The organism is Aminobacter niigataensis, assembly GCF_946995915.1.
Taxonomy (GTDB): Bacteria; Pseudomonadota; Alphaproteobacteria; order Rhizobiales; family Rhizobiaceae; genus Aminobacter; species Aminobacter niigataensis.
Window position 1 is genome coordinate 3,741,573 of sequence record NZ_OX341517.1, and the last position, 12,801, is coordinate 3,754,373.

13 protein-coding genes are annotated in these 12,801 nt (G+C 65.1%); 12 read left to right on the forward strand and 1 reads right to left on the reverse strand.

From position 1 onward, the window contains the following. Nucleotides 1–220 precede the first annotated feature (220 nt). From O1Y97_RS18325 to O1Y97_RS18380, 12 genes are all read left to right on the forward strand, one after another. A complete protein-coding gene (locus O1Y97_RS18325; RefSeq protein WP_318761935.1) occupies nt 221–913 on the forward strand; it encodes a GGDEF domain-containing protein in 693 nt (230 codons plus the stop codon). A gap of 280 nt (nt 914–1,193) precedes the next feature. Beyond that, on the forward strand, nt 1,194–2,138 hold the full coding sequence (locus O1Y97_RS18330) for an NUDIX hydrolase (protein ID WP_318761936.1): 945 nt from the start codon (nt 1,194–1,196) through the stop codon (nt 2,136–2,138). 82 nt (nt 2,139–2,220) lie between these two features. After that, a complete protein-coding gene (nadA, locus tag O1Y97_RS18335) occupies nt 2,221–3,195 on the forward strand; it encodes a quinolinate synthase NadA (protein ID WP_318761937.1) in 975 nt (324 codons plus the stop codon). Further along, the gene (locus O1Y97_RS18340; RefSeq protein ID WP_318761938.1) at nt 3,192–4,736 is read left to right on the forward strand and encodes an L-aspartate oxidase; all 1,545 of its coding nucleotides are present in this window, start codon (nt 3,192–3,194) and stop codon (nt 4,734–4,736) included. Before nadA ends, O1Y97_RS18340 begins: the two co-directional genes overlap by 4 nt. 3 nt (nt 4,737–4,739) lie before the next feature. Then, the gene (gene nadC, locus O1Y97_RS18345) at nt 4,740–5,591 is read left to right on the forward strand and encodes a carboxylating nicotinate-nucleotide diphosphorylase (protein WP_108608438.1); all 852 of its coding nucleotides are present in this window, start codon (nt 4,740–4,742) and stop codon (nt 5,589–5,591) included. Nucleotides 5,592–5,653: 62 nt separating this feature from the next. Beyond that, nucleotides 5,654–6,751 carry a biotin synthase BioB gene (bioB, locus tag O1Y97_RS18350; protein WP_318761939.1) on the forward strand — a complete coding sequence of 366 codons (1,098 nt, stop codon included), beginning with the start codon at nt 5,654–5,656 and terminating at the stop codon, nt 6,749–6,751. Beyond that, entirely contained in the window at nt 6,751–7,887 is a 1,137-nt protein-coding gene (locus O1Y97_RS18355) for an 8-amino-7-oxononanoate synthase (RefSeq protein WP_318761940.1), read from the forward strand. The genes bioB and O1Y97_RS18355 overlap by 1 nt, the downstream gene beginning before the upstream one ends. Beyond that, nucleotides 7,884–8,522 (forward strand): dethiobiotin synthase, encoded by a 639-nt coding sequence (gene bioD / locus O1Y97_RS18360; RefSeq protein ID WP_318761941.1) that lies wholly within the window; start codon nt 7,884–7,886, stop codon nt 8,520–8,522. Before O1Y97_RS18355 ends, bioD begins: the two co-directional genes overlap by 4 nt. Further along, nucleotides 8,519–9,784, forward strand: coding sequence for an adenosylmethionine--8-amino-7-oxononanoate transaminase (locus O1Y97_RS18365; RefSeq protein WP_318761942.1), 1,266 nt, complete (start codon nt 8,519–8,521; stop codon nt 9,782–9,784). Before bioD ends, O1Y97_RS18365 begins: the two co-directional genes overlap by 4 nt. Next, on the forward strand, nt 9,781–10,764 hold the full coding sequence (locus tag O1Y97_RS18370; RefSeq protein ID WP_318761943.1) for a beta-ketoacyl-ACP synthase III: 984 nt from the start codon (nt 9,781–9,783) through the stop codon (nt 10,762–10,764). Before O1Y97_RS18365 ends, O1Y97_RS18370 begins: the two co-directional genes overlap by 4 nt. A 30-nt stretch (nt 10,765–10,794) precedes the next feature. Beyond that, nucleotides 10,795–11,247, forward strand: a complete 453-nt coding sequence (gene panD, locus O1Y97_RS18375) for an aspartate 1-decarboxylase (protein ID WP_318761944.1) — start codon at nt 10,795–10,797, stop codon at nt 11,245–11,247. Nucleotides 11,248–11,379: 132 nt separating this feature from the next. After that, nucleotides 11,380–12,195 (forward strand): hypothetical protein, encoded by an 816-nt coding sequence (locus tag O1Y97_RS18380; RefSeq protein WP_318761945.1) that lies wholly within the window; start codon nt 11,380–11,382, stop codon nt 12,193–12,195. Nucleotides 12,196–12,285: 90 nt separating this feature from the next. Here O1Y97_RS18380 and O1Y97_RS18385 read toward each other — a convergent pair whose 3' ends face one another. Next, nucleotides 12,286–12,792, reverse strand: coding sequence for a GAF domain-containing protein (locus O1Y97_RS18385; protein WP_318761946.1), 507 nt, complete (start codon nt 12,790–12,792; stop codon nt 12,286–12,288). Between the last annotated feature and the right edge of the window lie 9 nt (nt 12,793–12,801).

Sequence of the window (12,801 nt, forward strand, 5' to 3'; positions counted from 1 at the left end):
ATGCCAGAGGTTGAGAATTCAGCAATCATTAACCTTACCGCTTCTTAGCTGTGATGCATGATCGATGCGCCTGTCTCTCAGTTGCCAGGTCGGATAAGCCGAAATGATCGGGCAGCAGAAGCTTGAGTCGCGGGGACGGATGTTCAGCAAGCTCAGTGCATTTTCAAACCGCAAATGGTTTCAGGTTACACTCCTGACGGTAGCCGGCACGCTCGCATACATGGCCATTTCGTGGGCCGTGCAGGCCCTCGTTTTCGGCGGCGCAGATACAGTTCGACCGGGCCTCCTGACCGCCTTCATTCTCCCGGTCCTGTTCATCGCGCCGCTGCTTGCCTTCCTCGGCCTGAAACTGCACGAGAATGCGTCACTGAAGCAGCAGTATGCGCAAGAGCTTGCGCATGACAGCCTGACCTCCTGTCTCAACGGAACGCTTTTTTCGGCAGCAATCGACGTTTTCGCGACGGGAACCGGCCGGCGAAAGGGCGCGCTCCTGATGGTCGACATCGACCATCTGAAGAGGGTCAACGAGCACATCGGCTACAGCGCGGGAAACCAGGCGATCAGTGTCATTGCGGGCATCATCCGCAGCACGGTCCGGAGCGGCGATCTGGTCGGCCGCATCGGCGGCGACGAATTCGGCGTCTACCTGCCCGGCGCCAGCAAGGAAAACGCCGAAAAGGTCGCGGAACGCATTCGTCATGCCGTGTCCGAAATGCGCTTCGAACCCAGCGGGTCGAACTGGCCGCTGACGGTCAGCGTCGGCGCGGTGCTGTTCGAGACGGAGGCTACTGCCGACGACCTGCTTGTTGCTGCCGATCACCAGATCAAGATTGCCAAGGAAAAAGGCCGCAATCGCATCGAATCGACCCGCCTGCCGGACAGCCGTTCGTCGTCCCGGCCTTCGCTGCACTGACCATCTCCCCAAGGGGACGGATTTTCTCCCCTCCGCTGAGACACGAAGCGTATGCTCAGCGCGAAGGCCCCGGGAGCCGATGCCTCCGACGGTTCCGCAAAGCTGTGACGGCAAAGCATCCCTGCCCCAGCGTCATTCGCAAATCTCGTAGGTAGTGTGGATTTTCTTGCTCCTGCAGGCCAATAGCTGAGCATGACATTGCCTGCTGCAGGCGATTGGGTGTTGACCTTTGATCCATCTGGCCATCCGATCACGGCCAGCAGAATCCAACCAGGGCGAAATGCGGGATACTTCAGGGGTGACCAGGGAAAGTGCAGCGGAGCGTCACGCGATCAGTGCGGACCTGATCGCGGTGCTCGTCGCAGCCCCCAACGGCAACCCGGTGGTGCTGACCGTCAAGGATGGCTCCGCCCTGCCCTCCGGTCCGTTCGAACTTATCCACCGCTCGCTGCAATCGGGCCTACGCAACTGGGTGGAGCAGCAGACCGGCCATCCGGTCGGCTATATCGAACAGCTCTATACCTTTGCCGACCGTGACCGCAGCAGCGACGAACCGGCCGGCCGCGTTATCTCGATCAGCTATCTTGGCCTGACGCGCGAAGAACCCTCGCACCGCACCCCGCCAGGAAGCTGGCGCAACTGGTACGAGTTCTTTCCATGGGAAGACCATCGTGAAGGCGCACCTGAAATCATCGGCGACATCATCGTGCCGCGCCTGCGCCAGTGGGCCGACGAGGCCGAGCAGCAGGACAAGCGGCAGAATCGCCTGCGCCGCGCGGCAGGCGCGTTCGGGTTCGACGACCGCCAGTGGAACGAAGAGATGGTGCTGCAGCGCTACGAATTGCTCTACGAGGCAGGGTTGGTCGAAGAGGCGGTTCGCGCAAGGGGCGCCAAGGTTGCAGCGACCGTTCCCGGCCTAGCCATGACCGGCGACCACAGGCGTATCCTGGCAACCGGGATCGGGCGCCTCAGGACCAAGATCAAATACCGTCCCGTGGTGTTCGAGCTGATGCAGCCATCCTTCACCCTGCTGCAACTGCAGCGCGCGGTCGAAGCGCTGGCCGGCGTGACGGTCCACAAGCAGAATTTCCGCCGTCTCATCGAACAGCAGGACCTCGTCGAGGAGACCGGCGAAATGAGCGCCGACACCGGCGGACGCCCGGCGAAACTGTTCCGCTTCCGTCACTCCGTGCTCGACGATCGCCCGGCCGCCGGAACCAAATAAGCAAATCACCGCTTGACAGGACTTATGCTCATGCTAAGCATATGTCCTTATTATACTCAACTAGAGCATAATAAGGATGACGATGTCTGGCATGACCCTTTCCGCCGCCTCGCTCTATGACCGCGTCCAGCGCGTCATTCCCGCCATCGAATGGCCGGTGTTTTCAGACGACATCGACGCCATCCTGAAGCTGAAGCGCGAGCGCAACGCCGTCATCCTGGCGCATAACTACCAGACGCCGGAAATCTTCCATTGCGTCGCCGACATCGTCGGCGACAGCCTGGCGCTCGCCCGCAAGGCGATGGAGGTCGAGGCCGACGTGATCGTGCTCGCCGGCGTTCATTTCATGGCCGAGACGGCAAAGCTGCTGAACCCGTCCAAGACGGTGCTGATCCCTGACATGCGCGCGGGCTGCTCGCTGGCCGATTCGATCACGCCCCAAGACATCCGTCTGCTGCGCCAGCGCTACCCCGGCGTGCCTGTCGTGACCTACGTCAACACCTCGGCCGCGGTGAAGGCGGAATCGGACATCTGCTGCACCTCGGGCAATGCCAAGGCGGTCGTCGAGTCGCTGGGCGTACCGCGCGTGCTGATGCTGCCGGACGAGTACCTGGCGCAGAACATCGCCAAGCAGACCGATGTCGAGATCATCGCCTGGAAGGGCCATTGCGAGGTGCATGAGCGCTTCACCCCCGAAGACATCCGCGAGATGCGTGCCGCCCATCCCGGCGTCACCGTGCTGGCACACCCGGAATGCCCGCCGGAGGTGGTCGCCGAGGCCGATTTCGCCGGCTCGACCGCTGCGATGTCGGACTATGTCGGCAGGGAGAAGCCGGCACGCGTCGTGCTGGTGACGGAATGCTCGATGAGCGACAACGTCGCGGTCGAGCACCCCGATGTCGAATTCATCCGGCCCTGCAATCTCTGCCCGCACATGAAGCGGATCACGCTCGGCAACATCCGCTCGGCATTGGAGCGCAACGAACATGCCGTGACCATCGACCCCACAGTTGCCGTGCGCGCCCGCCTGGCGGTCGAGCGGATGCTCGCCGTATGAGCTTCGATTTCCGCGCGCTTTCCGGTCGGCCCGTCATCATCGGCGGCGGCCTGGCCGGGCTGATGACGGCGCTGGAGATGGCACCGGAGCCGGTCGTGCTGTTATCAGCGGCACAGCTCGGCTGCGAAGCGTCGAGCGCGCTGGCCCAAGGCGGGCTCGCCGCCAGCATCGGCAGCGACGACAGCCCTGCCTTGCATCTGGCCGACACACTGGCAGCCGGCGACGGGCTTTGCGACGAAGTCGTGGTCAGGCGCGTCGTCGAGGCGGCGCCTGCCGCAATCGCGAAGCTGGAACATTTCGGCGTCGCTTTCGACCGGGCAACGGATGGTGGGCTGCATGTTGGGCTGGAGGCCGCGCATAGCCGCCGGCGTATCGTGCATGCAGCCGGCGCGGCGACCGGCAGCGAGCTGATGCGGGCGCTTGTCGCAGCCGTCAGGCGAACTGTTTCGATCACGGTTGTCGAAGGTTTCGAAGCCCGGCGGCTGCTGGTCGAGGACGGTACAATCGCAGGCGTGAACGCTGCGGGCGCATCGGGCGACCTGGTGCTTGCAACCAGTCGCGTGGTGCTCGCCACCGGCGGTGTCGGCGGACTGTTCCATGACACCACCAATCCGCTCGGCTGCTTCGGCCAGGGATTGGCGCTTGCCGCACGTGCGGGAGCCGAACTCGCCGATCTCGAATTCGTCCAGTTCCACCCGACCGCGCTCGACGGACCGCAGCGCCCGATGCGGCTGATCAGCGAGGCGGTGCGCGGCGAAGGCGCCATACTGATCGACGAGACGGGCCGGCGTTTTCTTGCCGACCTGCCGGGCGCGGAACTTGGTACACGTGATGCCGTGGCGCGCGGCGTGCACCGACATCTGGCTCGTGGGCACCGGGTGTTTCTCGATACGCGCGCCTGCCTGGGCGCAAGCTTTGCCGGCCGCTTCCCGACCATTGCCAGTTACTGCAGCGAGGCTGGCATCGACCCCGCGGTCGATCCGATCCCGGTACGGCCGGCGGCGCATTACCACATGGGCGGCGTCGCCGTGAACGCAGAAGGCCGCAGCTCGGTGGCGGGCTTGTGGGCCTGTGGCGAGGTCGCCTCGACCGGCCTGCATGGCGCCAACCGGCTAGCCAGCAATTCGCTGACCGAAGCGGTGGTGATGGCGGGTTGGGTGGCCGAAAGCGTGGCCGCCTCGTCGAGCATGGAACGGAAGACCATCGCAATTCCTGCAGCAGCACCTGCACGCGCCGATCCCGCGCTGGTTCGCAGCATCGTCTCGCCCGCGCTGGGCGTGTTGCGCGACGGCGAAAGCCTGCGCGATGCGGCGTCGACGCTGCTGCCTCTTGCCAGGGGAAGCACTTCAGCCGCAGAGCCGGCGGCGGTGGCGCTGATGATAGCTGTCGCCGCCCTTCGGCGCGAGGAAAGCCGCGGCGCGCATTGCCGGGCCGACTTCCCGCTTCGCAGTGCTGTCGCACGCCGCTCGAAGATCACGTTGGTCGAGGCACTGGAGACAGCTGCAGCAATCGACGCCACGCCGCTTGCACGGAGCGCCTGACAGATGAACCTCTCGCCCCTGCCCCAGATCATGCTCGAGCCGCTGGTCCGCGCAGCACTTCTGGAAGACCTCGGCCGCGCCGGCGACATCACCACCGAGGCCGTCGTGCCCGCCGACCACCGGGCGACAGTCGTGCTCGCGGCGCGCCAGCCGGGCGTGGTCGCCGGGCTCGATCTGGCGGCACTCGCCTTTCGGCTCATCGACCCAGCCATCGATATCAAGGTCGCCAGACCGGACGGCAGCGTGCTCGTGGCCGGCGACGTCATCGCCACGCTCAGCGGACCAGCGCGCGGGCTTCTGACCGCCGAGCGCGTGGCGCTCAACTTCCTTTGCCATCTCAGCGGTATCGCCACCGCCACCGCAGGCATTGTCGAAGCCGTGCGCAGCCACAAGGCAAGCATCGTCTGCACCCGGAAAACCACGCCGGGCCTGCGCGCGCTGGAAAAATACGCGGTGCGAGCAGGCGGCGGCTCCAACCACCGCTTCGGCCTCGACGACGCCGTGCTGATCAAGGACAACCACATCGCCATCGCCGGCGGGGTGAAGCAGGCGATCGAGCGGGCCAAGGCCAATGTCGGGCATCTGGTGAAGATCGAGGTCGAAGTCGACACGCTCGAACAGCTGGATGAAGTGCTGGCGCTCGGCGTCGACGCGGTCCTCCTCGACAACATGACGCCCGAGACACTTGCCCGCGCTGTGAAAATGGTCGGCGGCCAAGCGATCACCGAAGCGTCGGGGCGTGTGAACCCGACGACGGCGCCTGACATTGCGGCTAGTGGCGTCGACCTCATTTCGGTCGGCTGGGTGACGCACAGCGCGCCGATCCTCGATATTGGACTGGACACGGCCCCTTGACGGGGGCAATGGTCCCGCCCCGGGTGGGCATGGCAAAGACACATCTTGGCAATGGAGAGCGCATGAACGCCGATTTGCACCTCAATGCAGCCGCGACTGAGATCAACGGGGCGCATCCCCAGTGGAGCCGCGCGGAAGCGCAGGCGATCTACGACCTGCCCTTCAACGACCTGCTGTTTCGCGCGCAGACGGTGCATCGTCAGAATTTCGACCCCAACCGGGTGCAGCTTTCGCGCCTGCTGTCGATCAAGACCGGCGGCTGCCCCGAGGATTGCGGCTATTGCAGCCAATCGTCACGTCACGAATCCGGCCTCAAGGCCTCCAAGCTGATGGAAGTGCAGCGCGTTCTCGCCGAAGCCAAGAAGGCGAAGGACGCCGGCGCGACGCGCTACTGCATGGGCGCTGCCTGGCGCAGCCCCAAGGAGCGCGACATGGATGCCGTCGTTGCCATGATCGAGGGCGTCAAGGAACTCGGCATGGAGAGCTGCATGACGCTCGGCATGCTCGATCTCGGCCAGGCGCAGCGCTTGAAAGAGGCCGGCCTCGACTATTACAACCACAACATCGACACCTCCGAACGCTACTACAACGAGATCATCACCACCCGCACCTTCGCCGACCGTCTGGACACCCTCGCCAATGTCCGCGACAGCGGCATCAAGGTCTGCTGCGGCGGCATCGTCGGCATGGGCGAGGAGAAGGCCGACCGCGTCGACATGCTGGTGACGCTGGCCAACCTGCCCGAGCATCCCGACAGCGTGCCGATCAACATGCTGATCCCGATCGAAGGCACGCCGCTGGGCGAAGCCGAGCCGATCGAGCCGATCGAGTTCGTGCGCACTATCGCACTCGCGCGCATCATGATGCCCAAGTCGCATGTCCGCCTGTCCGCCGGGCGCACGGCGATGAGCGACGAGATGCAGGCGCTGTGCTTCTTTGCCGGCGCCAACTCGATCTTCGTCGGCGACACGCTGCTGACCGCCGAGAATCCCGGGGAAGACAAGGACACAGCGCTGTTCCGCCGTCTCGGCATCCAGCCGATGGAGCGCGACGCCAGCGCATCGGCCCGAGAATCGGAACCGATTCTCGGTGGGCACGATGCGCAAACTCAAAGTGATAGAGCGTCCTATGCGCGTCCCGCAGGACGCGCGGCGCTCTAATGAACGGACGAGCCCTGCTCGACCGCTACGAGGCCAGCCTGCGCGGGCTGGCCCGCAAGAGCCGGCTGCGGGCGCTCAGCGGCCGCGCCGGGCTCGATTTCGCTTCCAACGACTATCTCGGGCTTGCCGGCTCGAAGCGTTTGACCGACTCGGTTGCCACCGCACTCGCCAACGGCACGCCTGTCGGCGCCACCGGCTCGCGGCTGCTGCGCGGCAACGACCCCGAGCACGAGGCGCTTGAGGCCAAGGCAGCCCGCTTCTTCGGCGCCGAGCGGGCGCTGTTCTTCGGCGGCGGCTATGTCGCCAATTTCGCCGTGCTGACGACCCTGCCGCAGAAGGGCGACCTGATCGTGCTCGACGAGCTGATCCACGCCAGTGCCCATGAAGGCGCACGCGCCGGCCGCGCCGAAGTGGTGGAAGCCAGCCACAACGATGCCAATGCGGTCGCTGACGCTATCAGTGCCTGGCGTACCAAGGGCGGCACCGGCCGGCCGTGGATCGCGGCCGAAAGCCTCTACAGCATGGATGGCGACCGCGCCCCGCTGGACGAACTGATGGCTGTGGCCGACCGGCACGACGCCTTCCTGTTCGTCGACGAAGCGCATGCCACCGGCGTCCATGGCCCTGATGGGCGCGGGCTGGCGCATCATCTCGAAGGCCGCAACAACGTCGTGGTGCTGCACACCTGCGGCAAGGCGCTGGGCGGCTCCGGGGCACTGATCACGGCGCCGGCAGTGTTGTGTGACTACATCGTCAACCGTTGCCGCCCCTTCATCTATGCCACGGCGCCCTCGCCGCTGATGGCGGTGGCGGCCATGGAAGCGCTCGATATCCTCGCCGACGAACCCGAACGCCGGGAACAACTTGCCGGACTTGTCGCGCTGGCAGGAAAACGGGCACAGGCACTGGGTTTCAAGCCAAGCGGCTCGCAGATATTGCCCATCATCGTCGGCGACAACGGCCGCGCCATGGCGCGGGCCGAAGGCCTGCAGGCCCGCGGCTTCGACGTGCGTGGCATCCGCCCGCCGACCGTGCCGGAAGGCAAGGCCCGGCTCAGGATCTCGCTGACGCTGAACATCGGCGAGGACGACGTTTCGGCGTTGTTCAACGCCCTTGCCGAGGAATGGGACCGATGAGCCAGGCGATCGTCGTGACAGGCACCGACACCGGGATCGGCAAGACCGTGTTCGCCGCAGGCCTCACCGCCCTGCTCGACGGCACATACTGGAAGCCGGTGCAGTCGGGTATCGAGGAAGAGACCGACAGCCAGGTCGTTGCCCGGCTCGCCCAGCTTTCTCCGGATCGTGTGTTGCCGGAAGCTTGGCGGCTGAAGGAACCGCTGTCGCCGCACCGCGCCGCCGAACTCGACGGCGTGGAGATCGATGCCGATGCGCTCACCTTGCCCACAACCAACCGGCCACTCGTTGTCGAAGGCGCGGGCGGGCTGATGGTGCCGGTCAACCGGCGTATGCTCTACATCGACATCTTCGCGCGCTGGCGCGCACCGGTGGTGCTGTGCGCCCGCACCGAGCTCGGCACGATCAACCACACGCTGCTGTCCATCGAGGCGTTGCGCAGCCGCGCGATTCCGCTACTGGGAATAGCCTTCATCGGCGACGAGATGGCCGACACACAGCGAACCATCGCCGAAATGGGAAAGGTGCGCGTGCTTGGCCGCCTGCCCCGGCTCGACCAGCTGACGCCCGAAACACTGGCTGAAGCCATGCGCGCGAATTTCAAGACAGCCGACTTCCTGGAGGCCAGGCGATGAGCCGTTCAGCCGTCTGGCATCCCTTCACCCAGCACGCCACGGAACCGGTGCCGCCGACGATTGTCCGCACCGAGGGCGCTTATGTCGAGACATCAGATGGCAAGCGCATCCTCGACGCGATCTCGTCCTGGTGGGTCGTCACCCACGGCCACAGGCATCCGAAAATCGTCAGTGCGATCCGCAACGCCACCGAAACGCTCGACCAGGTCATCTTCGCCGGCCTGACCCACGAACCGGCGGAGCAATTGGCCTCGGCACTGGCCGACATGGCGCCTGCCGGGCTCGACTGGGTGTTCTATTCCGACAGCGGCTCTACAAGCGTCGAGGTGGCGCTGAAGATGGCGCTGGGCTTCCACCGCAACAACGGTGACGCACGCACGCGCATCGTCGTCATGGAGCACAGCTATCACGGCGACACGATCGGCACGATGAGCGTCGGCGCGCGCGGCGTGTTCAACGCCGCCTACGACCCGCTGCTGTTCGAGGTCGACACCATCCCTTTCCCCGCGCCGGGTCGCGAGCAGGAGACGCTCGACAACTTCGAGGCGCTGACCCGCGACGGCAAGGCCGCAGCCATCATCGTCGAGCCGCTGGTGCTGGGCGCCGGCGGCATGCTGATGTATCCGGCCGGGGTGCTGATCGAACTCAAGCGCATCGCCGAGAAATCGGGCACGCTGCTCATCGCCGACGAGGTGATGACCGGCTGGGGCCGGACCGGGACGATGTTCGCCTGCGAGCGGGCCAGTGTTTCGCCGGACATCCTCTGCACCTCCAAAGGGCTGACCGGCGGCTCGGTGCCGCTGGCGGCGACGCTGGCGACCGAGGCAGTCTTTCGCGCGCATTTCTCCATCGACCGCGCCAAGACCTTCTTCCATTCGAGCTCCTACACGGCGAACCCGATCGCCTGTGCCGCCGCGCTCGCCAATGTCGCGATATGGCGCGACGAGCCGGTGGCTGAGCGCATCGCGGCGCTGTCGCGGATGCAGGCCGAGAAGGTCGCGCGGTTCGACCATGATCCGCGCTTCGAGAACGTACGGACCACAGGAACCATCGCCGCGCTCGACCTGCGCGTCGGCAAATCAGGCTATCTCGCCGAAGTGGGCCCGACGCTGCGCGCGTTCTTCCTCGAGCGCGGCCTTTTGGTCAGGCCGCTTGGCAACGTCATCTATGTGCTGCCGCCCTACTGCGTGACCTCGGATGAATTGGACCGCCTCTATGACGCAGTCGACGAGGCAGCCGAACTTGCTGGTGGAGTTGGATGAGCCGCACCGCGCGCATTGCCGGCTTGGGCCACCATGTACCTGGCCGCAGGGTAGACAACGCAGAGATCGAGGCCAGCCTCGGCCTCGATGCCGGCTGGATCGAGGGCCGCACCGGCATCCACTCGCGCTTCTGGGCGAAACCCGGGGACACACTGTCGGGACTGGCAGCCAAGGCCGGAGACATGGCGCTCGAAGCTGCCGGCATTGCGCGCAGCGACATCGGCCTGCTGCTGCTCGCCACCTCGACGCCGGACCACCTGCTGCCGCCGAGCGCACCGCTGGTGGCGCACCGGCTCGGCCTTGCCAATGCCGGTGGCGTCGACCTCGCTGGCGCCTGCGCCGGATTCATCTACGCCATGACCTTCGCCGACGGCTTCGTGCGGCTGCACAACAAGCCTGCGGTGGTCATCGCCGCCAACATCCTCAGCCGTCGCATCAACCCGGCAGAACGGGCGAGTGCCGTGCTGTTCGCCGACGCTGCCGGTGCCGTGGTGCTCGGCCCATCCGACGACCCCGGCCACGGCATCCTGGGTGCGTCGGTTGCAGCTGACGGCTCCGGCTATGGCCTGATCCAGATTCCCGCCGGTGGTAGCAACCGACCCTTCGCCGACGAACTCGACATTGCCGAGACGCGCATGACCATCGCCGACGGGCGCGCGGTCTTCGCCAAGGCTGTCGAGATGATGAGCCGCTGCTCGACGGACGCGCTCACAGCTGCGGGGCTGGACACTGCCGCCGTCAGCCGCTTCGTGCCGCATCAGGCCAATGCCCGCATCTTCAACGCGGTGGGCAAGTCGCTTGGCATCGCCGATGACAGGATCGTCAAGACCATCGCCGACTACGGCAATTCGTCGGCCGCGACGATCCCGCTGTCGCTGTCGCTGGCGCACCAGGCAGCGCCGTTCCAGCGCGGCGAAAAGCTGCTGCTTTCGGCAGCCGGCGCGGGCCTGACCGGCGGTGCGCTGGTGGTGGGCATGTAAGAAGCGAACGCTGGCTTAGCAGGAGGAAGAATGCGCAAGATCGTCGCCGGCAAGCTGCACGGCATCCACGTCACCGAAGCCAACCTCAACTATCACGGCTCGATCACCCTCGACCCCGACCATTGCGAGGAAGCCGGCATCCTGCCTATGGAGTTCGTCGAAATCTGGAACAAGAGTTCCGGTGCGCGGATTTCGACCTACGTGATCCTCGGCGAGCGCGGCTCGCGCTGCTGCATCCTCAATGGCGCCGCCGCCCGTACCTGCCAGGCCGGTGATCAGATCATCATCTGCAACTCGGTCTATGTGACGGAGAGGGAGATCACCACGCTCAAGCCGCGCGTGCTGACCTTCGACAAGGACAACCGCATCGCCGACCGGCTGACCTATTCGGTCGAGCGCGACCAGTTCGGCCGCTACAGCTTCTCCATCCTGGACGAGACCAGCGCGAGGCTTTCGATACCCGCGCTGGTGAGCAGCCACTAGAGCTTGCAGCAGACGCCGAGGCTCCAGGAGGACCATCGCCCACGGCGAGACGTTCTATTGCCGCGCGGCTGAATTTCCCGCAAGGATGCAACCAACGGCATGTGCGGGCGGTCGTCGGAACAACTCGTACTCGTGAAGGCCTTCCAGTTCGGCCAGCTTGACCCCGACCAGCAAATGCAAGGCACCATGGGCGAAACCGTCAATTTCATCTGGATCGGCGAGAAGCTCGGTCCATTGCATGCCGCATGCATCCGCTCTTTTCGGCGACATGGACATCGTACGGTGCTACACGCGTTCGACGCGCCCAAGGACACGCCCGATGGCGTCGAGATCTTCGACGCATCGCAGTTGCTGTCGCAGAGCGAGATCGTGGCCTACAAGCACGAGAAGAGCCTGGCGCTGACCGCAAACATCTACCGCTACAGGCTGCTTGAGGCAGGGCTCGGCATCTACGCCGACTGCGACGTCTACTGCGTTCGGCCGTTTCCCGAGCAACAATGGCTTTTCGGGTGGGAGAAGAAGGATGTCATCAATTGTGCGGTGCTGAAAGCACCAGCCGACAGCGATCTCGTCAAGAGCCTCGTCCAGTGCACCTCCGGTCGACATTTCATCGCCCCGTGGTGGTCGCCAATTAAGAAAGCGGCCTACAATCGCCTCATGAAATTAGGGGTTGGGCGTGACATCAGGCGGACCCGATGGGGGACGACTGGCCCCCAACTGCTCACCTTTCTCATCAAGAAATACGGGTTGGCAGACAAGGCGCTCCCGATGGACGCCTTTTATCCTGTCCATCAAGCGATGACCGACTTGCTCTTCGACGCTGAGCTGTCGATCAAGGACGTCACGACGCCACGGACCTACGCGATCCACCTGTACAACAACTCGATTGCGCCGACGTTCAACCCGCCACCCGGCAGCCCGCTCGCAGAAATCCTCGCGGGACCCTAGAGAGGGCTGCTCCTAGATCCTCTCGTGAAGTAGGCTGCCGGCGCGGGGAAGCGCCGACAATACACCGCGGTCATGACGGCATCGGAGGACCTAGCGGCGTTCCAGATGCTCGACGGCGAGGAAGGCAGCCTTGGCGGCCAGGGACAGCTGCTTGGCGGCCTCGACGCGCTGGGGCGTGTAGTAGTGCTCCTCGTGCAGCATGTTGACGGTGCCGAGCATGGTGTCGCCGACGAAGACCGGCCAGTTGAGCACCGAGCCGCAGCCGAGCGACCAGATCGTCTCGTGATCGGGGAAGACGTCGGCGATGTCCTTGATGGTGTTGGCGACGAAGGGCTTGCGCTGGACGTGGATCGTGTCGAACCAGTGGGTGCGGTTCATCGGCTTGGTGCCGGAGACCGGATAGGTGTCCGGGTGGCTGGTGTAGGTGCGGCTCGAAAGCTCGCTGGCCCAGTCGAGCTTCATCACCGTGAAGAGCTTGGCGCCGACGACGACATCGGCCAGCGCCTGCAGGGCCTTCCACACGCCCTCGACTTCGGTCATGGTCGCAATGGCGGCATCGAAGGCGACGAGCGCCTCGGCGAGTTTGGTCTCTGTCATGATGTACCT

Excerpts from the sequence above, each read along its gene's own strand:
- O1Y97_RS18325 (WP_318761935.1), top strand. The coding sequence starts at position 221 with ATGGCCATTTCGTGGGCCGTGCAGGCCCTCGTTTTCGGCGGCGCAGAT.
- O1Y97_RS18330 (WP_318761936.1), top strand. The coding sequence starts at position 1,194 with ATGCGGGATACTTCAGGGGTGACCAGGGAAAGTGCAGCGGAGCGTCAC.
- nadA (WP_318761937.1), top strand. The coding sequence starts at position 2,221 with ATGTCTGGCATGACCCTTTCCGCCGCCTCGCTCTATGACCGCGTCCAG.
- O1Y97_RS18340 (WP_318761938.1), top strand. The coding sequence starts at position 3,192 with ATGAGCTTCGATTTCCGCGCGCTTTCCGGTCGGCCCGTCATCATCGGC.
- nadC (WP_108608438.1), top strand. The coding sequence starts at position 4,740 with ATGAACCTCTCGCCCCTGCCCCAGATCATGCTCGAGCCGCTGGTCCGC.
- bioB (WP_318761939.1), top strand. The coding sequence starts at position 5,654 with ATGAACGCCGATTTGCACCTCAATGCAGCCGCGACTGAGATCAACGGG.
- O1Y97_RS18355 (WP_318761940.1), top strand. The coding sequence starts at position 6,751 with ATGAACGGACGAGCCCTGCTCGACCGCTACGAGGCCAGCCTGCGCGGG.
- bioD (WP_318761941.1), top strand. The coding sequence starts at position 7,884 with ATGAGCCAGGCGATCGTCGTGACAGGCACCGACACCGGGATCGGCAAG.
- O1Y97_RS18365 (WP_318761942.1), top strand. The coding sequence starts at position 8,519 with ATGAGCCGTTCAGCCGTCTGGCATCCCTTCACCCAGCACGCCACGGAA.
- O1Y97_RS18370 (WP_318761943.1), top strand. The coding sequence starts at position 9,781 with ATGAGCCGCACCGCGCGCATTGCCGGCTTGGGCCACCATGTACCTGGC.
- panD (WP_318761944.1), top strand. The coding sequence starts at position 10,795 with ATGCGCAAGATCGTCGCCGGCAAGCTGCACGGCATCCACGTCACCGAA.
- O1Y97_RS18385 (WP_318761946.1), bottom strand. The coding sequence starts at position 12,792 with ATGACAGAGACCAAACTCGCCGAGGCGCTCGTCGCCTTCGATGCCGCC.